We start from the raw sequence: 22,103 nt of genomic DNA on the forward strand, positions 1-22,103 counted from the left end.
TTACACGTAAACGAAAAGCGGTAATACCCTTGCAAGTATTCCGCTATAGTTGTAGTATAGTTACGTTAAGGTTATTTAGCTGAATGCGTTAATACCTGTAATATCCAATCCAGTGATTAAAAGATGGATGTCATGGGTTCCCTCGTAGGTAATTACGCTTTCCAGGTTGGCCGCATGACGCATCATAGGAAAGTCTCCCATGATTCCCATGCCCCCAAGCATTTGTCTGCTCTCACGTGCGATCTCAATGGCCATTTTTACGTTATTACGCTTGGCCATGGAAATCTGCGCTGGAGTAGCAGTCTCCGTATTTTTTAGGTTTCCTAACTGCAGGCATAGAAGCTGTGCTTTGGTAATTTCGGTAAGAAATTCAGCTAGTTTTTTTTGCTGCAGTTGAAAAGAGGCTATAGGCTTTCCAAACTGTTGACGTTCCTTAGTATATTGTACTGCAGTACAATAGCAGTCAATGGCCGCTCCAATCACGCCCCAGGAAATTCCGTATCGCGCAGAATTCAGGCAGCTTAAAGGTCCTTTCAGACCTTCCACGCCGGGAAGAATGTTTTCTGATGGTATCCGGACATTTTCAAAAACCAGTTCCCCGGTCTTTGAAGCTCTAAGGGACCATTTATTATGTGTTTCTGGTGTGGAGAAACCCTCCATTCCTCGCTCCACAATGACTCCGCGCACCTTGCCCTCTTCATCCTTTGCCCAAACCACAGCCAGATGGCAGAGCGGGGCATTGGTAATCCACATTTTAGCGCCGTTAAGTGTGTAGCCATCCGCTGTTTTCCTTATTGTAGTTTCCATGGAGCTTGGATCGGATCCGTGGTTAGGTTCCGTCAGGCCGAAAGCACCAATGAGTTCTCCTTGGGCGAGGCCTGGGAGAAATTTTTCCTTTTGCTCTTTACTGCCGTACTTGAAGATGGGAAACATCACAAGGGAGCTTTGTACCGAGGCGGCAGAACGCACCGCAGAGTCTCCACGTTCGAGCTCTTGCATGATGATACCGTAGGCAATTTGGTCTAGACCAGCGCCTCCATACTCTTCGGGAATATAGGGACCAAGCGCCCCAATTTTACCCAGTTCCTGCATCAGGCCCGGTATGTCCCGATGCTCTTGTGCAGCCTGATCGATCTGGGGGATAACAAAACTCTCCACCCAGTCCCGAACTGAGGAACGTATAAGTTTGTGTTCTTCAGATAGTAACTGGTCCAGCATATAGTAATCTGGAATACTTTGCAAAGGATAATACGACATGGAAATCTATTTTGGTCTAATTTAGGAATATTTCTCCAACCTCAAACGCTGATTTCACTTGGTAAGAATTTATACAAATAGGGGGCTTTATTAGGGGATCCGTCGTAGAACTTCTCCAGACGTTCCAGGGTTCCCAAACTGAGCATTTTTCGCTGGAAATTATTTCTTCTAAACTTTTCACCAAGCACCGTTTCGTAAAGCTGCTGGAGTTGCATCATCGTGAACTTCTCAGGCAGGAGATTGTAGGCAACCAGCTGCGTGTCAAGGTTCTTGCGAAGATGTATAAGTCCTTCGTTTATCATACGTTCATGGTCAAAGGCCATATTTGGAAGCTTATCTACATCGTGCCATTCCACTGATTCGTTCAGTGCGTCCGGGAAGGTTTCCGACATGGTATAGTCGATGAGACTGCAATAGGCCACACTAATGAAACGCTGAAAAATCCAATGGTCTTTGGGTACCTCGATACCCTTGTTTTGAAGCAGTATTTGGTGGACATTATTCTCCGTGCGGTCGATACGTCCAAAAGTATGAAACTGGTCCAGGAAAAGATCGTGCAGATGAGTGCGTTCGTAGAGTACCCTTGCGGCAGCCTGCCTAAGATCTTCGTGGTTGAATACAAATCCTCCTGGTACCGAATACAGGTCCAGGTCGTGGTATTTTAATAGCAGTACTTTGAGTTTATCTTTATGAAACCCGAAAATAATGCAGTCCACTGAGATATGTTCGACAAAATCAGTGGTATTGATCAGGTCTAGCAGACTCTGACGGTTCTTAGAATCATCCAGTTGTGTCATGGCTGAAATATTGTCCACTAAAGATAAGACTATTTTATCAATTTGAGATAATAATTTTTTTGAAATGCAAGGTGAGAATAAATAGAAGGGTAAGAGAGCCTAATACAAAGAGTGGATAGAACTCCGAAATATTCCAGTGGAAAGCTACGGAAATATAGATAGATCCCAAAGAACTTCCCAAAGAAGAAAATATCACCAATCCGGAAATAAGGACTCCTACTTTCTTTTCATCGTACCCAGAAAGCATTCGGGAATTAACTACAGGATACAACGGTGAGAGAAACAGGCCAATGGAAGGAATCAGAAAAACAAGATAACTGCTGTTATTTGGAAAATAATGGAGAGAAAAGAACATTAGTAGTAAAACGAGTGCCACCACCGCCATGCAAAAACGTACGTACGTAAACCAGTGGAAGCGGTGGATGATTTTACTGGTTAGATACCTACCCACAAAGGAGAAAAGTGCTAGAAACGCACTGCTCTGCAGCGCAAATCCAGAGGATACTGAAAAATTAGCGCGGTAAAATGCGGGTAGCCACGAATTCAAGCACTGCTCTGTAAAGACAATCAGCATCATGATTAATAGGAATACAAGGGTTGGACCTTTCAACAGTCCCAGGAAGCCCGTAAGTGCAGTAGCCGTAGGAGGTTCATGTACTTGACGGTACCCGGTGGTTCGGAGCAGATACATCGTGAGCAGACATAAGGCCGCAATTCCCCAGAATCCGAACATCCAATATTCGCTTAAAGAACTTGAAATCAACCATCCAAAACCAATATTTACAAAGAAAATCCCAAACATAAAGGAGGCTTCTACCTGGTTCATTACCGAGGCGAGCGCACTGCTTTTAAAATTGAACCGTAAAAGAGAAAACGTTGCCATTTTTCCTACAGCGAATCCTACTCCAATGAGCGCGAACCAGATTTTCATAAACCAGAACTCTCCCACAAAAGGTATGACAAGGCAGCAGAGAGCGGCAAAACCAAGCGCAAAATACAGGCTCCACTTGGCTCCAACCCGTGCGATCACATTGACCAGCACAAGGGAGCTGACCGCTATTGGAAGGTCTTTAAAAGCCTCCAGTAGTCCCAAACCTCCATAGGAAATGTTTTGCTCGGAAAACTGTATAATAATTATACCCATGCAGTTTAAAAGCATGGAGAAAATCAGGAAAACAAGGATAAGAGGGTAGTGCGTAGTTTTTTTTAAGGCCATGCCAATTTTTTAACGTTTGGTAACACTTTTTGGGTACTGTTGGGAGCAGAAAAATACTCAATTTGAGACAATAATTAAAGAATTTGATTTCGGAATCGCCCACAAATAAACGAAATTCTAAAAAAAGACGAAAATCATTAGGTCAGTTAACAAAATGTTATAAATTTAATGTCTCATTATGAGATAAAAATCGGTATATATGAAAAAACAAATTCTTAGTGTTTTGACCTTATCGATGTTACTTACTGCTTCCAGCATTGGAGCGCAGCAAATTGACAATGATACAGTCCGTGAAAAAGCTATTGAAGAAGTAGTTTTGGTAAACGTGGGGTATGGTGTCCAAAAAAAGAGTGTGGTCACCGGTGCGATTTCCAAAGTTACTGCGAAAGATTTTGAGAATGCACCCAACGGTGGAATTGGGCAGATGCTTCAAGGACGTTCTGCAGGGGTAACCATTGCTATGAACTCCGGAGCACCAGGATCGACCTCGACCATTAGGGTTCGTGGGGTAACTACCTTCTCTGGTGCCAACGATCCTCTTTGGGTTGTAGATGGAGTTCCTTTGGAGAACGCCGACATCGCTACACTAAACCAGGCGGACATCGAGTCCATAGAAATCCTTAAAGATGCTGCTTCGGCCGCAATTTATGGGGTACGAGCCGCGAAAGGGGTAATCCTAGTGACGACCAAAAGTGCTAAGAGAGGTAGAATGAGCGTAGCCTACAACGGGTACACCAGCTATTCCTCTCCATCCAAGGTACTTAAACTCCTTAATGCTACGGAGTATGGGGTGCTGATGAACGAACGTTCCGTTAATGGTGGCGGAGATGTACTATTCAATGATATCTCCACGTTAGGGGTAGGTACCGACTGGCAAAAGCAGGTTTTCAATACCAGTGCTTTTGGTATGAACCACGAACTTAGCTTCAATGGTCGTACGGATAAAAGCCAGTTCTATGCATCCTTTGGGATCCAGGAACAAGAAGGTATCGTAGCCACACCTATTTCAAACTACAAGAAACAGACTGCAAGAGTTAACTCCTCACACAAGTTTCTTAACGACATTTTGACCTTTGGTCAGAACATCTTCTATACCCACCAGAAAAACGTTGGTATCGGAGACCAAAACCGGGAATTCGGTGGGGTACTTGCCGATGCACTCATGCTGGACCCTCTAACTCCTATCATTGAGTACGATCCGATTCGTGCCAATTCTGCTCCTTACACAGCCTCACCGTTTATTCTTCGTGACGCCAATGGCAATCCTTACGGGATCTCCAATATGCAGCAGTCCGAAATCGTAAACCCTCTGGCCTACATTCAGACCCGCCTTGGAAATTACAGCTGGTCCGACGTGATTGTTGGTAACGCGTATTTGCAAGCAGACCTACTTGAGAATTTAAAATTAAGAACTACCCTAGGTGCTAAGAAAGCGTTCTGGGGAGACTACAGTTTCAATCCTAGGTATTATTTAAGTTCCCTAAACCTAAATGTGGTACAGAATAACCTTAACCGCGGAAACGGTCAGGGACTGGACTGGAACGTAGAGAATACTTTAAACTACGACAAAACTATTTCCGATCATGATTTCGCAGTACTATTAGGACAGGGAACCTACGTGACCGGTATAGGTAATTTCAGTGGCGTGACCCATTTCAATCTTCCAACAAACGATTACCGTGAGGCTAGCTTCAATATGGCGGTAGCTCCAACGGATAAGATCGGTTACAGCTACAACTTCAACGAAGTGAGAAGAACTTCACTTTTTGCACGTTTGAATTACAACTACGCAGAGAAATACCTTTTAACTGCTATTGTTCGTAGAGATGGATCTTCCCTCTTTGGACCGAATAAGAAGTACGGAACCTTTCCGTCGGTATCTGCCGGTTGGGTAGTAACGAAGGAAAACTTCTGGCCTGAAAACTCCGTAGTGAACGAACTTAAATTCAAAGCCGGATACGGTAAGAACGGTAACGACGGTTCCCTTGCTCCAAACCAATACGAGTCTTTAATTTCCAATGGGTACAACTATTACTTTGGAACAGGACCTTCCGTAATCATCGGTAGTGCACCAGCGACACTTTCCAACAACGACCTGCACTGGGAAACCACAACGCAGAAAAACATTGGTTTTGACGCTAGACTATTTAGAAATTTCAATTTAACGGCGGAGTACTACGAAAAAGTAACCGAAGGAATTTTACTACAGTACCAGATTCCTGGATACGTAGGGGTAACCAATAATCCTTGGGGAAATATCGGGGATATGCGTAACGAAGGTTTGGAACTTGAACTTTCTTACCGCAAGAACTTCGGAGATCTTCGATTCAATGCATCTGCCAACTATGCCACACTTAAAAACGAGGTTACCAGGCTGAATGGATTGGAATTCATTTCAATGGCAAGCTTTCAATCTTTAAATGGTGAGGTAGCAAGACTTATGGAAGGACTTCCTTACGGTAGTTTCTACGGATGGAAAACCGACGGTATCTTCCAAAACTGGGATCAGGTGAATGCCTACACCAATGCGGAAGGAACTCTAATCCAGCCCAACGCACAGCCAGGCGATTTTAAATGGGTGGATACCAATGGCGACGGATCTATTGATGCCGAAGACCGTACGTTTTTGGGAAGCTCCCTTCCAAAAAACACATTTGGACTTAGCGTGAATCTGGAATACAAAGGATTCGACTTAAGCGCAATGCTTCAGGGCGCTTCAGGGAACAAGATTTTCCAAGGTCTGCGCCGTTTGGACGTGAGTCGTGCCAACTACCAGACTACAGCACTTTCACGCTGGACCGGAGAGGGAACTTCCAACGACTATCCAAGACTTACCTCCGACGATACCAACGGAAACTTTACCAACATGTCGGATTTCTATCTGCAGGACGGGGACTACTTAAGACTTAAAATTCTATCCCTTGGATATTCTCTTCCTAAATCTCTAACCACCTCTATTAATGCAGAGAAAATTCGGGTTTATGTTACAGGGAACAACCTGGTAACCTTGACGGACTACAACGGGTACGATCCTGAGATTGGTGGTGATGTAATGGGTGTGGATAAAGGATTTTATCCGCAGCCGAGAACTCTCATTTTTGGTTTAAACTTACAATTCTAAGACAATGATTAACAAGCGATATATTAACATAGCTGCAGTGTCTCTACTACTGCTCGCAGGTGCTAGTTGCTCGGAGGAGTATCTCAATGTGCCTAACGACGGGCAGCTTACCGAGACCAATTACTATAAAAACGAAAGCGAAGCATTCTCAGGACTTGTTGCTACCTACGATGTGTTAAGAAAGAACACCGGAGGATTTGAAAACATGGTAACGATGATGAATGCAGGATCCGACGATAACTACGCCGGTGGCGGGGGGGAAACCGATGGAACAGGTATCCAGAGTTTCTCTAACTATACCATTAGCCAGTTCACGGTTCCAAGAAGCTTCTGGAGTGACCACTACCAAGGAGTTTTCCGTGCCAATATTTTATTACAGAAATTACCGGACGTACCGATGGATGCCGCAAAGAAAGACCGTTTTGCTGCCGAAGCCAAATCCCTACGTGCACTGTACTATTTCAATCTAGTACGCATGTTTGGAAACATTCCATTACTCACCGCTCCGGTGGATCCAGTGGCCATGTACGATGTACTACAATCTACTCCGCAGGAGGTGTACGCACAGATCGAGAAAGACCTTCTTGAAGCAATAGAAGACCTGCCTATGAGCGTTGCTTCTGAAGAACGCGGCCGAATGACACAAGGTTCTGCGCGCGCGCTGCTTGGAAAAGTGTACTTAACACAAGGTAAAAAATCGGAAGCTGCTGCCCAGCTGGCGCAAGTAAACGGTACGCCAGGGGGTACTTCCCAATATGGCTACAAGCTACTCTCTAATTTTTCAGACCTATGGGTAACGGACAATAAATTCAATACCGAATCCATTATTGAAGCTTCCCACACCAACCTAAGTAATGCAGGATGGGGTAACTGGGGTAGTGGCACCGATGAGGGGAATTCTGCCAGTGTAATGGTAGGTCCAAGAGGGTATACGAAGATCACTGCGGATGCACCAGATATTCCAACGGGTTGGAGTTTCAGTATTTTCACTGAAGATCTTCAGGCAGCAATGAAAAGCGATCCGCGTTATGCTGCTACCATCTTTGATATGAAAGCGCTTAAAGCTGCAGGTAAGGCCGATTACACTCCTGGATATAAGGATACCGGTTTCTTCCTAAATAAATTCCTTCCAACCAATGCAGATATTACGGACGGTGCAGGGGATGCGGTTCTTAACTACCGTAAGAATTCCTACGTGATCCGTTTGGCCGACACTTATCTAATGGAGGCGGAAGCACTTGGAGGCAACGGTCCACGCGCACAGGCTCTTTTAGATGCAGTACGCGCAAGGGTAGGTCTTGCACCAGTGACTGTCTCTATGGATGCGATCAAGAAAGAGCGTAGACTGGAGCTTGCAGGAGAAGGACACCGATTCTTTGATCTGGTACGCTGGGGTGATGCAGCGCGCGTGCTCGGTCCTAGAGGTTTTGTTGCCGGAAAGAACGAAGTGTTCCCAATCCCTTATCAGGAGCTTCAAAACACCAAACTGGTACAGAATCCTAACTACTAAAAGAAAAAGCAATGAAATATTCTAAAATTTATATGGGTCTGCTTGCACTTTCCTTAGTGACGGTAGGATGCCAAATTGAAGGAATTAATGAAGAGGTGCCGCAGCTCATTGACAATGCTGCCGGCAACTACGACAAGATCTTCGATATCAGTACAGATAATTCAGGTACCGTTAAGATTACGCCAATAGGACAGGGCATATCCAAATCCACCGTAGCCTTTGGCCATGGGACGGGTGCTGCTGCCTCGGCAGTTCTTACTCCGGGCGCCTCGGTAACGCATGTGTATCCTGAAGGTAGCTACACCGTTACCATAACTACAACCGATCTTACAGGAAATGAGACGGTGACCACCTATCCATTGGAAGTGAAGTTCACTGCTCCTACGGACGTACAGATAGAGACTTCCCTTGCCGGTAATACCCTTACCGTGACTCCTCAGGGAGTGAATGCTACCGGCGGATACCGCGTATTCTTTGGAGAGACTTCCACGGAGACTGGAGTACTTGTGCCTCAGGGTGGTTCTGCTACCTACACCTATGCTACTCCTGGTATCTATAATGTACGCGTGGTAGCCTTAAGTGGTGGTCAGGCTACAACGACTGTAAGTCAGGAGGTAACGGTATTCCAACCGTTTGGACTTCCGGTGAGCTATGAGAATCCACTGGTGAACTACGGAGTAGGAGGTACATTTGGTGGTGTTTCTACCCGTATCATTGAGAACCCGTATTCGGAAGGAACCAACACTTCTGCCAAGGTACTTGAGTATACCAAAGGTGCAGGAGCAGAAAGCTGGGCTGGAACCTGGACTCCGCTAGGAGCTCCTAACGGAACTCCTGTGTTGCTGGAGAATGGAACCAAGTTCACCATTCAGGTGTACGCAACAGAAACCGGTAAGAGCCTGCGGTTCCAATTAGAGGACGGGCAAGGATTTAATCCGGGTGTGGAAGTTCCTATTACCACCGCGAATGCGTGGCAGACGCTCACCTTTGATTTCTCTTCCCAGAACATTGATCCAGCACACGTTTTCGGTCAGTACGTAATACAGTACAACCTAAGTGCATCGGGTAACGGTGAAGTACTTTTAATCGATAACATCACCCAAACAAATTAAAAGATCATGAACAAAAGTATACTAACGAAGTTTTCCGCTCTACTGGGTATGGCACTAGTGCTCTTCACAGGCTGTAAAGAGGAGGAATATACACTGGGCGCCTTAAGCTCTCCTGAAAACCTAATCATAACCACGGAAGTAGTAGGCCAGAATGATGCGAACCCTTATGGCGACGGTAGTGGACTGGTGAAAATTAGTGCCACGGCCGACAATGCCATGACCTACCGCATCGGTTATACCGATGTGTCAGACCTTAATGCATCGCCTACTTTGGAAGCAATGCCAAAAGGATCCGTCAATAAAAAGTTTAGCAAACTTGGAAATGTAACCTATCGTATTACGGTGGTTGCCTACGGTGCCGGTGGTGCCTCTACAGTGGCAACCAAGGACATCACAGTTAAAAGTGTGTTTAACCCAGATCCAACGATTGTTGCAAACCTTACGGGTGGAAGCAGCAAGACTTGGAAAGTGGATGCTTCCGTAGCAGGACATATGGGAGTTGGACCTTACAGTTCTACCTCGATTTCACCAGAATGGTGGTCTTCGGCAGTGAATGAAAAAGTGGCATGTTGTAACTGTTTTTATACGGCAAGCTTCACTTTCACTCAAGTGAATCCAACAACCTTTACCATCAATTCCAGTACTCCGGACGGAGCGCTAACTAAAACAGGTACGCTTTCTGGTATTCCAGGAATACCGGCTTCCGGAGAGGAAGGATGTTATCCGTACGCGGGAGGCACTGGAGCATTCTCCTTCATTGAAGCTTCTGCAGGGCTCCCGGCAGATGCTACAACGTCTACCAGCATTCTACTTGCAGACAACTCCACCTTTATTGGTTATGGAGCTACCAAGAAGGAATACGAGATTTTAGAGATTACTGCTGACTATATGTACTTAAGAGTACAGGGAACAGAAACGGGCAATGCCTGGTATCTGAAACTTATTCCGGTTCAATAATTATTTAGTTTCTCACGGGGAGCGGAGGTGAACCGACCGCTCCCTTTTTTTTAATACGGAATACAAACACCACGCTTTTATGAAAATTCTACGCTCACTTTTATCCGCACTTATAGGTACAGTACTACTTTTTGGAATTACAAACTGTTCATCGGGCAGTGAGGGTGCAACAGGTGGCGAGACCATAGCGCAAACTCCAAGTAATTTGGTGGTTTCTACGCTTATTAAAGGTAGTAATGCACAAAATCCTTACGGGGACGGTAGTGGAGTTGTAGACTTTAGTGTAAAGGCAGACAATGCCACAACGTATAAAATGCTGGTCAACGGAGAGACCTTGACTTCGTCGACAGGAACTTTCTCCTATACATTCAAGGCCCTAGGAGTGCAAGAGTACACTGTGTATATCTCGGCGTATAAAGGCGAGAAATTCATTTCAAAGACCCTAAATATCAAAGTCAATGTACAAGCCAAGTTGGTTTGGTCAGACGAGTTTTCTACGGAAGGCGCGCCCGACCCAAGCAAATGGACCCATGAAATTGGGACCGGACAGGACGGATGGGGTAATAATGAACTTCAGTACTATACCAATCGATTGCAAAATTCACTTGTAAGCGATGGTACGCTTAAAATACGCTTAATCAAAGAAGCGTTCTCAGGAAGTACCTTTACCTCGGCAAGACTGGTGACCAAGAACAAGTACCAGTTCAAATACGGAAAAATAGAATTCAGAGCGAAGCTGCCTACGGGCGGTGGTACCTGGCCGGCGCTTTGGATGCTGGGAAGTAATATCGACCAGGTAGGTTGGCCTGCCTGCGGCGAAATAGATGTCATGGAGCATGTAGGCAATCAGCAGAATCAGGTATTTTCTACACTGCATTACCCAGGAAATTTTGGTGGCAATGCCGTAGGAGGAAAGACCACACTAGCCACTGCCTCTACCCAGTTCCATGTGTATGCTGCGGAATGGTCTCCAAGTCACATCAAGTTCTATATAGACGATACGCTTTATTTTACATTCAATAATAGTCAGTCGCTTCCATTTAATCAGGATTTCTTCATTATCATGAACATGGCAATGGGAGGGAACTTTGGAGGAACCATTGATCCTTTGGTCACCAATGCTACCTTAGAAGTGGACTACGTACGCGTATATCAGTAATTAACGCCTTAAAAACAACATTTCATGGCACTACAACGTTTCTCTACACAAATTTTCACTATACTACTTGCAGCCAGCTCCCTGGCTTGCTGCTCGCGCAGCAGTGTTTCGGAACCTTCCGAGCCCAAACCACCCGTAACACCACCTGTGGTGGAGAACCAGATGGATGCCTGGGTGACCAAAGGGGACGAATCACAAAAGCTTGTAAAATTGCAGAACATTATTGCTTTTAGCTCCCAGACCAATACCCACCCTTTCATAGATGTGGATCTCAACCAGAAATTCCAATCCATTGACGGGTTTGGCTATACACTGACTGGCGGAAGCGTGGAGGTACTGAACCGACTAACTGCCTCAAAGCGCTCAGAGCTACTGAAGGAGCTTTTCTCTACTGCAGGCAATGGGATAGGGGTGAGTTACCTTCGGTTAAGTATCGGTGCTTCGGACCTGAATCCCGAACCTTTTTCCTATAATGACCTGCCTTCAGGTGAGACGGACCTCAGCCTAAGCAAATTTTCACTAGAAAAGGATATGGCCCTTATCACCATGCTCAAGGAAATACTTGCCATCAATCCTGCCATAAAAATAATGGCTACCCCGTGGTCGCCACCAACGTGGATGAAAACCAATGGAAGTACTATTGGAGGAGAGTTACAGCCTCAATATTATTCCGTGTATGCACAGTACTTCGTCAAGTATATCCAGGAGATGAAAAAGCACGGAATCAACATTACGGCCATTACCCCACAGAACGAACCGCTGCATCCCGGAAACAATCCAAGCCTTTCTATGTCGGCTGCGCAGCAAGCAGAATTCATTAAAAACCATTTGGGACCTGCGTTTCGCAGCAGTGGAGTAACTACCAAGATTGTAATTTACGACCATAATGCGGACCGACCGGACTATCCGATTGCCATACTATCCGATCCGCAGGCTGCACAATACGTGGACGGAACTGCCTTCCATCTTTACGGAGGGGACATTAATGCGCTTCAAGGTATCCACGATACATTTCCTACGAAAAACCTTTATTTTACCGAACAGTACACTGCATCGAATGGAAACTTTGGAGGCGATCTGAAGTGGCATATTAAAAATGTCATCATTGGTTCTATGCGAAACTGGAGTAAAAATGCACTGGAATGGAACCTTGCTAACGATTCTCAGTTCAAACCGCATACTCCAGGAGGATGTACTACTTGCAAAGGTGCTATAACTGTAAGCAGCAGTGAGAACTTCTCACGCAATGTGGCCTACTATATCATAGCGCATGCCTCGAAGTTTGTACCGCAGAATTCCGTGCGCGTGGCCTCCAGCCAAAACGGGGGAATTGCTTCGGTAGCGTTTCTCCAGCCCTCTGGGAAAATTACCCTCATTGCCCTGAACGAGAACGCAACGACGCAGTCCTTTAATATTCGGATCAACGGTAAATGGGCTACCCTCACCCTGGATGCAGGAGCGGTAGGTACCTACATTTTTTAATCAGAACCTATGAAAAAATATCTTTCAGTCCTAGGACTGGCATTTGCCATGGCCGGGGCTCAGCAAACTACGGAGCAGCGCATCGAGCAGCTACTGGTGCAAATGACCCCCGAAGAGAAGGCAGGACAGCTTAGTCAGTTGAACTCAGACTGGGAAGATCTTACCGGACCGATCGTGCAGAAAGGAAAAGAAGATAAGGTTGCACTTATACGTGAGGGGAGGCTAGGGTCGGTACTTAATGTACGTTCCGCAGCCCAAACGCGCATGCTTCAGGAACATGCCATGCAGTCGCGCCTTAAAATCCCGCTTCTATTTGCTCAGGACGTAATTCACGGTTTCCGTACCACGTTCCCTGTGAACCTGGGACAAGCTGCCTCTTGGGATCTTGCCCTTATAGAGCGTTCCGAACGCATTGCAGCTACGGAAGCTGCGGCCTATGGAATCCATTGGACATTTGCACCTATGATAGATATTTCACGTGATGCCCGATGGGGCCGGGTAATGGAAGGTTCAGGAGAAGATACGTTCTTGGGTACCGAGATTGCCAAAGCACGGATACGTGGATTTCATGGAAAGGGTATCGGTCATACCGATGCCTTGCTTACCACCGCAAAGCACTATGCTGCCTACGGTGCTGCCGTGGGAGGAAGGGATTACAACAGTGTGGATATGAGCCTTCGCGAGCTGCACCAGGTTTATTTGCCGCCGTTCAAAGCCGCCGCTGCTATGGGTGTGTCCACCTTTATGAATGCGTTCAATGACCTTAGCGGGATTCCTGCCAGTGCGCATCCGTACCTGCTACGGGAAGTACTTAAGAAAGATTGGGGCTTCAAAGGATTTGTGGTCTCCGACTGGGGAAGTATCGGAGAAATGATAAATCATGGGTATGCTGCAAACGGAAAAGATGCAGCGCAAAAAGCACTCAATGCCGGAACCGACATGGATATGGAAAGCAGAGTGTATGCACAGTATCTTCCAGAGCTACTCAAGGAAGGTAAAATTTCCCAAAAGGATTTGGACGATGCCGTTCGCAGGGTTCTAAGGATGAAATTCGCGCTTGGACTTTTTGAAGACCCGTACCGTTTCAGCGACCTTTCCCGAGAAAAAAAATACACGAATCATAAAGAGCATTTGGAGTTTTCAAGAGAATTTGGCTCTAAAAGCATGGTGCTTCTTAAAAATAAAGGCAATCTATTACCGCTTTCAAAGGAACTGAAAAACGTAGCGCTTATTGGCCCCTTTGCAAAGGAGACGGTAGCTAATCATGGATTCTGGTCGGTACCTTTTAAGGACGATAAGGACAGGATCGTTTCTCAGTATGAGGGTCTAAAGAACGCTTTGCCAAAGTCAACGAAGCTTCTTTACGCTAAAGGAGCCGAAGTGGAGGGCACAGATACTTCCCTTTTTGCAGAGGCAGTCAAAGCGGCAGAGGCTGCCGACGTGGTGGTGCTTTCCCTGGGAGAAGGTCACGCAATGTCCGGCGAAGCCAAGAGCCGAAGTATGCTGGAATTCACTGGAGTGCAGCAACAACTTCTCGAAGCAGTGCACCAAACAGGTAAACCTATTGTTTTACTAATCAATGCAGGACGTCCACTGGTTTTTAACTGGGCTTCGGAGCATGTGGATGCTATAGTATATTCTTGGTGGTTAGGTACTGAGGCTGGGAACTCCATTGCCGATGTTTTACTGGGGAAAGTAAATCCTTCCGGTAAACTACCAATGAGTTTTCCACGGTCGGTAGGACAGGTTCCGGTATACTACAACCATTACAATACAGGACGTCCTGCAAGTTCACCTACTAACCGCAACTACGTCTCCGCTTACATTGATTTAGATAACGGTCCCGCATATCCCTTTGGATACGGACTCAGTTATACTACATTTTCTTATACACCAATTACGCTAAGTGCCACAACCCTGAAAGGCAATACATCACTACGGGTATCGGTTAAAGTTACCAATACGGGAAAAACTGCCGGAGAGGAAGTAGTTCAGCTTTATATAAGAGATTTGGTTGGAAGGGTCGTACGTCCCGTACGCGAACTCAAAGGATTTGAAAAAGTACATTTGAATCCTTCCCAGACCAAAGAAATAGTGTTTACTATTACTCCAGAGATGCTTTCATTTTACGATGATCAACTCGTTTGGGATTGGGACGCTGGAGAATTTGAAATAATGGTAGGGGGAGACTCTACGACTCAGAATAAAGCCAAGATCACTTGGGAAAAATAGATATTTTCATGAAAATAAACCTACAATTATGTGCCTTTGTCCTAGGCTCCCTAAGTATACTTAGCTGCCAAAGCCAAGTTCCTCAGAAGCTGGATGGAAAAAATCTTGTATGGCACGATGAATTCGATAAAGGCAGCACTCCGGACCTTACTAAATGGAAATACGATACCGGAGGCCATGGTTTTGGAAACAATGAGTTGCAATACTATACTACATCGCCGAAAAACGCCCGAATTGAAGAAGGAAATTTGATTCTTCAGGCGCATAAAGAGAACTACCAATCCAACCATTATACTTCTGCAAAGCTCCAGACCAAGGGTCTACACTCTTGGAAGTATGCAACGGTGGAAGTACGTGCAAAACTTCCTAAAGGGAGAGGCACCTGGCCAGCGATCTGGATGATGAGTGAAAACATGAAAGATTGGCCAAGAGACGGGGAGATAGATATCATGGAGCATGTAGGATACAACCACGGTTTTGTCCATGCCTCCATTCATACCGAAAAATATAATCATATCATAAATACCCAAATAACCGATACCATTGAAGTTCCTACTGTGAGTGAGCAGTTTCATGTCTATAAAATGGATTGGAACAAGCAGGGAATCACTATGTATGTCGACGGGGTAAAATACTACCATGTGGAGAAAAGCAGGGCGGGTACGACGCCTGGCCTTTCGATCAGCCTTTCTATCTGATTTTGAATCAGGCTGTAGGAGGAAATTGGGGAGGTAAGGAAGGAGTCGATTCCACCATATACCCGCAGAGTTTTCTCATAGACTATGTAAGAGTCTATCAATAATAAAAGTCAAAGAAACTATCTAAATATACGCATATGAAAAAAGTTCTAATGTCAGCCGCTGTTCTTTCTTTTGCCCTGCAAATCCAGGCGCAGCACTACTGGAAACATAAGACTTCCCAGGAGGGGAAACGCATTATGACCCATGCCAAAGCAGGAGAGAAGTTTAAAGATAAAGGCGCAGTAAAATTTGTGGATTTTGAGCAGCCCAAAGAGACCGATGTAGCCATCTTTGTGGATCCGGATTTCAAATACCAGAAATTAATCGGTATAGGGGGAGCCATAACGGATGCTTCTGCAGAGACGCTCTATAAGATGCCCAAAGACAAGCAAAAGGAGATTCTAGATGCCTACTACGGAAAAGACGGAATAGGATACACAGTGGTGCGCACCAGCATGAATTCCAGTGATTTCTCCAGTGAGATGTATACTTACGTGAAGGATAATGACACGGAGTTAAAGACCTTCGATATTGCCCACGACGAGAAATACAAGCTCCCAATGATCAAGGAGGCACAGAAGAGGATAGGAGAGGATTTTAAGTTCTACTTCTCACCATGGTCTCCACCGGCCTGGATGAAATCCAACAACAGCATGCTTCGCGGAGGCAGGTTGCTTGATAAGTACTACCAAACCTGGGCAAATTACTATGTGAAGTTCATTCAGGAGTACGAAAAGAGGGGAGTGCCTGTATGGGGTCTTACCATTCAGAATGAGCCAATGGCTACCCAAACTTGGGAGAGCTGCATCTGGACTGCCGATGAAGAGCGCGAGTTCTTGACCCAAAACCTTGGACCTACACTGTGGGAAAACGGATACAAAGATAAGCAGGTGATTATCTGGGACCATAACCGGGATCTCATGTACCAACGGGCTACCACTACATTAAACAACGATCTGGCAATGAAATACGCCAGTGGAATAGGGTACCACTGGTACGAAACCTGGACGAACGACTCGCAGCTTTTTGACAATCTACAGGAAACACATCGGGCATTCCCAGACAAGTTTTTAATCTTCACTGAGGGTTGCAAAGAAAAATTCAGTTTTGACAACATCTACGACGTCTCCCTCGGAGAGCTTTACGGCCGGAATATGATCAATGATTTCAACAGTGGAACCTCTGCATGGACGGACTGGAATGTGCTTCTTGACCATACGGGTGGTCCAAACCATAAGGACAATTATTGTTTTGCTCCGATTATTGCAGATACTAGAACCGGTGAGGTGCACTACACCTACGAGTACTACTATATAGGACACCTTTCCAAATACGTGAAGCAGGACGCGCAGCGTATTGGAACATCTTCCAACAGGGATTATCTTCTTGCAACCACATTTATGAATCCGGACGGAAAACTGGTGATGGTGGTTATGAATGAGGGTGATAAGGACACAGAATACAATCTTTGGATTGAAGGTAAGAGCGCCAAATTAAGTGCTCCAGCCCATTCGATCCAGACAGTGATACTTTAATTTTTTCTTCCATATCAATTGAAAAGGAGCAGTCTGAATTAGACTGCTCCTTTGTATATTTACATATAGAAATACGTTAAAGTCCTATCTTTTTAAAGTGTTTCTCTGCTTGTTCGCAGTCCATTGGGCTAAGTACGTGCCCCCCTTCGAATTTCACTTCTTTAGCGGAGGAAAAACGCTCTCCGGACTTATCGTACGGACCGATACCTTCTACTAATTTTCCATCCTTCTTAAGGAACCATAGTTCTCTAAGGGACCTAGTTCCTTCGGCCTCAAAATCGTATTCCACCTTGATGGTATCACCACTTACCGATCCAATCAGCGTTCCAAACGAGGAATCTTTCTCGAAGTTGTTATAGAAGAGCTTACCAGTAACCGTTCCTAAATTGTCATCAATTTGGGCAATAAGGGAATCTTTACCTGTTACCTGCAGATAGCACGTGGTACTGGTAACTAAGGTGGAGTCCGTAACGGATACCTCGTCCACAAATACTCCAGAGGAGTCGATAGTATTCTGAGTCTGTGTTTCTGCTTTCTTCTCCGAACAAGAAGTCCAAGTCATGGCCACCACAATTAACGCAACAATCTTCGTCATAACATTTTATTTTGATAGTACACTGTAAAAGTAACAAAACGCTGGTGAGGGTGCAAGTGATGCTAATTGTTTGCAACATTGAGTCACATCATTAGATGAGAAATAATGAAATTACTTTGTATTTTGCTCAAGTTCCTTAATTTTTTCCTTCATCACGCGTATTTCCTCCAGCTGCGTCTGTATGATTTCTTTTCCCAATTTCTTAACATCGGGGTCGGACAGTTCTGCTTCTTCAACCATCAGAATTGCGCCTGCATGATGTGGAATCATAGACTTTAGAAATTGCGTATCACCAACTACTGCCTGCGTGCGTATAGCCAACCAAAAGCCTATAAGAAGGGCAGCGCCCGTGGCTAATAGAAAAGTATTTAATTTTTTGTTGGGATACATGGATTTCATTAGAAGCAATTCAAAAATAAGCATGGGCGCAGTCATTAGTCCTGCCATGTAGAATTGGTTGACATTCGGAATTACGTTCTCTAGGCGATCTACCATCGCATACATAAGTATGTACATGGATAGGAAGGAAAGAATCATCATCCAAAGTAAGTTACGGTAGGAATTTTTATGCTTGGCACTTTGGTGAGTCATCCCGCGCTCGTTATGAGAAGATGGCTGTGATGTATCGATCTGTTGTGTGTCGTGTGTTGAATTGTCCATAAATAAGAGATTTTATTTTGTACCTCTAAATTAGAAACCAACAAGTGTAAGCTACTTACAGAATATGAAGTATTATCAATAAAGTTTCTAGTTTTAACCACCTACAGTCCATTATAATTTAAAATGCCCTATAATTTATATTATGTTAAATCGGATATATTTTAAGAATTATTTCTTTTAAAACCACTGCATACTCTCGTACCCTATGCTTTTGTATCGAGATTAGTTTACACTTCGGTGTATCCATGGTATTTGGTGCTAGATAATATACCTAGCACCGTTATACTATTTATCTTTAGCTAATGGAAAATCTACTATCCTTAGTGAGATAGATCAATCGCCTGCCTTGTCTCTACCTTGATGTGTAGAACCGATCTTTTAACCATAAACTCACTCGTACCAAAAGAATTAGTACCGGAACCTCGACCAGCGGTCCTATCACTCCGACAAATGCCTGCGGTGAATTAATACCAAATACTGCAATGGAAACCGCAATTGCAAGTTCAAAATTATTTCCTGTAGCTGTAAAAGCTATGGATGCATTTTTATCGTACGCAATTCCTGCACTTTTATTGATAAAGAAACTTACAAAGAACATTAATACGAAGTATACCACCAAAGGGACTGCAACTCTTAGGACATCGAAAGGAAGTTCTACTATCTTCTCCCCCTTTAAACTAAACATTAGCACGATCGTAAAAAGTAGCGCATACAAAGTCACAGGAGATATACGGGGTACAAATTTGCGATTGTACCACTCGATTCCTTTTTGCTTTACAACAAGATAGCGCGTAAGAAATCCTGCCAGAAATGGAATCCCTAAGTAAATTAAGACACTCTGCGTCACTTCAGTTATTGACACTTCTACAGAAAAGCTTCCAAGTCCTAATTTTTCTGGCAATACATTGATAAAAAGCCAGACAAAGAAACTGTAGGAAAAGATTTGAAATATACTGTTTAATGCTACTAAGAGTGCCGCATACTCACGGTTTCCTCTTGCTAGGTCATTCCATACAATTACCATTGCAATGCAGCGTGCCAATCCAATCAGAATTAATCCAACCATATATTCAGGATACTCCCGAAGAAAAACGACAGCCAGGATAAACATGAGGATAGGGCCAACTATCCAGTTAAGCAAAAGAGATATACCCATCACTTTTTTATCTTTCAAAGCCAAAGGAAGTAGTGAATAGTCTACTTTAGCCAGTGGAGGATACATCATAAGTATCAGCCCTGCAGCGAGTAAGATGTTGGTTGAACCCCAAGATAATGAAGTGCTTAACTGCGCAAAAGAAGGAAAGAAATAACCAATACCGACTCCAAGGAGCATTGCGAGAAAGATCCACAAAGTCAAATAACGGTCTAGAAATTTTAGTTTCGGTTGCATGTTGAAAGATTAATTAATTCCATTTATTTTGCTTCGGCGTTCCAAAAGTACTGTGTCACGCCATACCCCATTTAGTTTACCAATACGTTCTCTAAATCCCACTTCTCTGAACCCAAGTGCTTTATGTAGTTTTACTGTAGCTTCATTTTCTGGAAAGACACCACTTTGCAAAGTCCAAAGTCCGTGTTTCTCACTCTGCTCAATTAGGGCAGTAAATAACATCCTCCCCACTCCCTTTCCGCGGTGCGATTCGCTGATGTAAATACTAACTTCAGCTACTCCGCCGTAGACGCACCGATCACTTACCTTAGAGAGTGCAGCCCAGCCAATCAGTTGGTTGTTGGCTTTTACCCCTATCCTACAATGATTTAATTTAGAAAGATCCCATTCGGGCCAGCTCGGTGCGGAAAGCTCAAAGGTAGCCTGACCCGTAGCGATTCCTTCTGCATAGATGGAAGCTATCTGTGGGTAATACTCTTCTTTTATTTCAATTAGTTCCATTACTCGGCTACTTGAGAAAAAATATAGTACATTTCGGAAGCGATCGCCAGACTGCGTTCTCTGTAGACTTCATCCTGTGATGGTGTACCGTCGGAAACTTTGGGATCTCTATACTTTACAGGGAATCGCCCGTCTGCTCCCGCTACGAAGGGACATCCTTGATCCGCATTATCACAGGTCATGACAGCGGCGAAGTTCGAAGAGGGATTGAAGGGATGATCGTACTTCTTCGAAAAACAAATAATAGCAGGCGCATTCTCTGCAAATTTTATTGCATAAATGGGATTTTTACCTTCACTTATTTCAAGGACAGTAAAACCTTGATTTTTCAAAGTATCCGCAACTTTCGGATAAAGTGCCGTTTCTTCTGTACCTCCTGAGTAACAAAATAAATTGTCGATTTTAAAATAGAAGGCCATAGTTTGTGCCCAAATCTGAGAAAGATGGCTTCTTCGGCTATTGTGCGTACATATGAAATTCAGATTAACGGCCTCTGCATTTGCTCTTTTCTTTCTTATATAGGAAATCAAAGGTGTTAGATCATTTTTTCTAGATTCGTTTACTTGAGCTAAATCCTGAATTTGAACTTTTAATGATTTTTGCATGGTATTGTTTTTATGTAGATTGAAATTGTAGGAATTAGCAACATCCTCCTCCAGGTGTACAGCAGGACACATTTGATGAATTGCCCTGATCTTTGCTAGGACTCTGTGAATTTGGTGGAATACCACAGGAATCCATAGCTAGACAGGCAGTGGTTTTATTTTTTAAAATAAAGAGTTTTCCATTGAAGTCTAAATCGTATTTTCCAATGGTGTCATTTTGATATTCGACTTCGATTTCGCCGTCTTGTAATTCCAATTTTTCTTCCGAAATACTAATTATGTTAAGTAGTTTTGCAGGTTTCAATCTATGTTCATAATCGTCTGCATTCCAAAGTTGAAAGCTAATTGTATGTTCCCTGCGTACCACTCCCCCACAGTCGATAAAGTGTTTGCTTATAGAACCTATTTCGGTTACATGGAAATACTCGGGAACCATCTGCCCGTTTTCAAGTTGGAATTCTACGTTTTGTAACGTAGGTAGGATGGTTTTGATCTCTGAAAGTTTCATAATAGTACTATTAAATGGATTAGAAGATGCTTTTAAAATTTTTGTTAATCGCAGCAAAGATCTTCTGAAAAGTTATAATCGAGCGATTGGAAATATAATTCTATCAATTGGAAGTATTCAGGATTTATACAATAGCATACAGACGTCCCTTCAATGGTGCCTTGTATCAGTCCCGCATTCTTTAATTCTTTCAAATGCTGAGAGACGGTAGGTTGTGCTAGTGGAAGCTCCTTTACTATTTCTCCTGTGACGCAAGAACGCATTTTTACAAGATACTCTATAATTGCAATGCGTGCGGGATGGCCAAGCGCCTTAAATAATAGGGAAATTGTATTTTGTCTTTCTGTGTAGTGAGTAGTATTGGTTGTACCCATAGCAATGTTAATTATAATATTGCAATATTACGATTAAATTATTACCAGAACAATTTTAATTTTAAAATTAAGTAAATGAAGCCGTCTCAATACTAAATTGAGGCGGTTTCGTTATTTTAGGAGGTTTTAGTGTTGCATATTTAGGCGATATTTTGTATCTTTATTACTGATAATCAACAAGATGCGACCTACTTTCAAAGAATACGACCAAGACCAACTCTGGCTTTTTCCGCCCTCTATCGATGAGTTGGTACCTCAGGACCATCCCGTTCGTATAGTGGATGAGATTATTGAGCAGATCGATTTACGTGAGCTTATCAGTACCTACCGTGTGGAAGGTAAACCGGGGTAT

Annotated in this window: 19 protein-coding genes; 9 read left to right on the forward strand and 10 right to left on the reverse strand. The window is 44.1% G+C overall.

The genetic code is table 11. The features are described 5' to 3' along the window. Positions 1-75: 75 nt before the first annotated feature. The 3 genes from IC612_RS07520 to IC612_RS07530 are packed head-to-tail and all read right to left on the reverse strand — an operon-like array spanning position 76 to position 3,270. Entirely contained in the window at positions 76-1,257 is a 1,182-nt protein-coding gene (locus tag IC612_RS07520) for an acyl-CoA dehydrogenase family protein (RefSeq protein ID WP_194739571.1), read from the reverse strand. Between the two features lie 41 nt (positions 1,258-1,298). Continuing rightward, positions 1,299-2,054, reverse strand: a complete 756-nt coding sequence (locus IC612_RS07525; RefSeq protein ID WP_194739589.1) for an NUDIX hydrolase — start codon at positions 2,052-2,054, stop codon at positions 1,299-1,301. 37 nt (positions 2,055-2,091) lie between these two features. Further along, on the reverse strand, positions 2,092-3,270 hold the full coding sequence (locus IC612_RS07530; RefSeq protein ID WP_194739572.1) for an MFS transporter: 1,179 nt from the start codon (positions 3,268-3,270) through the stop codon (positions 2,092-2,094). A gap of 199 nt (positions 3,271-3,469) precedes the next feature. Between IC612_RS07530 and IC612_RS07535 the strand changes: the two genes are divergently transcribed. The 9 genes from IC612_RS07535 to IC612_RS07575 all read left to right on the forward strand — a co-directional run bounded on the left by IC612_RS07535 (position 3,470) and on the right by IC612_RS07575 (position 17,118). Beyond that, positions 3,470-6,391 carry a SusC/RagA family TonB-linked outer membrane protein gene (locus IC612_RS07535; protein WP_194739573.1) on the forward strand — a complete coding sequence of 974 codons (2,922 nt, stop codon included), beginning with the start codon at positions 3,470-3,472 and terminating at the stop codon, positions 6,389-6,391. 4 nt (positions 6,392-6,395) lie between these two features. Beyond that, a complete protein-coding gene (locus tag IC612_RS07540) occupies positions 6,396-7,901 on the forward strand; it encodes a RagB/SusD family nutrient uptake outer membrane protein (RefSeq protein WP_194739574.1) in 1,506 nt (501 codons plus the stop codon). Positions 7,902-7,912: 11 nt separating this feature from the next. Then, positions 7,913-9,013 carry a hypothetical protein gene (locus IC612_RS07545; protein ID WP_194739575.1) on the forward strand — a complete coding sequence of 367 codons (1,101 nt, stop codon included), beginning with the start codon at positions 7,913-7,915 and terminating at the stop codon, positions 9,011-9,013. Between the two features lie 6 nt (positions 9,014-9,019). Continuing rightward, on the forward strand, positions 9,020-9,970 hold the full coding sequence (locus IC612_RS07550; protein WP_194739576.1) for a hypothetical protein: 951 nt from the start codon (positions 9,020-9,022) through the stop codon (positions 9,968-9,970). A 79-nt stretch (positions 9,971-10,049) separates the two neighbouring features. Then, the gene (locus tag IC612_RS07555; RefSeq protein ID WP_194739577.1) at positions 10,050-11,129 is read left to right on the forward strand and encodes a glycoside hydrolase family 16 protein; all 1,080 of its coding nucleotides are present in this window, start codon (positions 10,050-10,052) and stop codon (positions 11,127-11,129) included. A gap of 24 nt (positions 11,130-11,153) precedes the next feature. Beyond that, on the forward strand, positions 11,154-12,611 hold the full coding sequence (locus tag IC612_RS07560; RefSeq protein WP_194739578.1) for a glycoside hydrolase family 30 protein: 1,458 nt from the start codon (positions 11,154-11,156) through the stop codon (positions 12,609-12,611). Between the two features lie 9 nt (positions 12,612-12,620). Beyond that, entirely contained in the window at positions 12,621-14,843 is a 2,223-nt protein-coding gene (bglX, locus tag IC612_RS07565; RefSeq protein ID WP_194739579.1) for a beta-glucosidase BglX, read from the forward strand. 8 nt (positions 14,844-14,851) lie between these two features. Further along, entirely contained in the window at positions 14,852-15,541 is a 690-nt protein-coding gene (locus IC612_RS07570; protein ID WP_228512930.1) for a glycoside hydrolase family 16 protein, read from the forward strand. A 137-nt stretch (positions 15,542-15,678) separates the two neighbouring features. After that, complete coding sequence (locus IC612_RS07575; protein WP_194739580.1) at positions 15,679-17,118, forward strand: glycoside hydrolase family 30 protein; 1,440 nt, start codon at positions 15,679-15,681, stop codon at positions 17,116-17,118. A gap of 76 nt (positions 17,119-17,194) precedes the next feature. On the opposite strand, the gene IC612_RS07580 is transcribed toward IC612_RS07575, so the two are convergent. The 7 genes from IC612_RS07580 to IC612_RS07610 all read right to left on the reverse strand — a co-directional run bounded on the left by IC612_RS07580 (position 17,195) and on the right by IC612_RS07610 (position 21,751). Beyond that, positions 17,195-17,713 carry a hypothetical protein gene (locus tag IC612_RS07580; RefSeq protein WP_194739581.1) on the reverse strand — a complete coding sequence of 173 codons (519 nt, stop codon included), beginning with the start codon at positions 17,711-17,713 and terminating at the stop codon, positions 17,195-17,197. Between the two features lie 111 nt (positions 17,714-17,824). After that, positions 17,825-18,373, reverse strand: a complete 549-nt coding sequence (locus IC612_RS07585; RefSeq protein WP_228512931.1) for a DUF305 domain-containing protein — start codon at positions 18,371-18,373, stop codon at positions 17,825-17,827. Positions 18,374-18,725: 352 nt separating this feature from the next. Beyond that, positions 18,726-19,763, reverse strand: coding sequence for an ACR3 family arsenite efflux transporter (arsB, locus tag IC612_RS07590; protein WP_194739582.1), 1,038 nt, complete (start codon positions 19,761-19,763; stop codon positions 18,726-18,728). Positions 19,764-19,772: 9 nt separating this feature from the next. Next, complete coding sequence (locus tag IC612_RS07595) at positions 19,773-20,264, reverse strand: GNAT family N-acetyltransferase (protein ID WP_194739583.1); 492 nt, start codon at positions 20,262-20,264, stop codon at positions 19,773-19,775. Continuing rightward, positions 20,264-20,869, reverse strand: coding sequence for a low molecular weight phosphatase family protein (locus IC612_RS07600; protein WP_194739584.1), 606 nt, complete (start codon positions 20,867-20,869; stop codon positions 20,264-20,266). Before IC612_RS07600 ends, IC612_RS07595 begins: the two co-directional genes overlap by 1 nt. 34 nt (positions 20,870-20,903) lie before the next feature. Then, a complete protein-coding gene (locus tag IC612_RS07605; protein WP_194739585.1) occupies positions 20,904-21,377 on the reverse strand; it encodes a DUF6428 family protein in 474 nt (157 codons plus the stop codon). 44 nt (positions 21,378-21,421) lie between these two features. Next, positions 21,422-21,751 carry an ArsR/SmtB family transcription factor gene (locus tag IC612_RS07610; protein WP_194739586.1) on the reverse strand — a complete coding sequence of 110 codons (330 nt, stop codon included), beginning with the start codon at positions 21,749-21,751 and terminating at the stop codon, positions 21,422-21,424. Positions 21,752-22,103 lie beyond the last annotated feature (352 nt).

Origin of the sequence: Planobacterium oryzisoli (assembly GCF_015354315.1) — a bacterium.
In the GTDB taxonomy this organism is placed as follows: domain Bacteria; phylum Bacteroidota; class Bacteroidia; order Flavobacteriales; family Weeksellaceae; genus Planobacterium_A; species Planobacterium_A oryzisoli.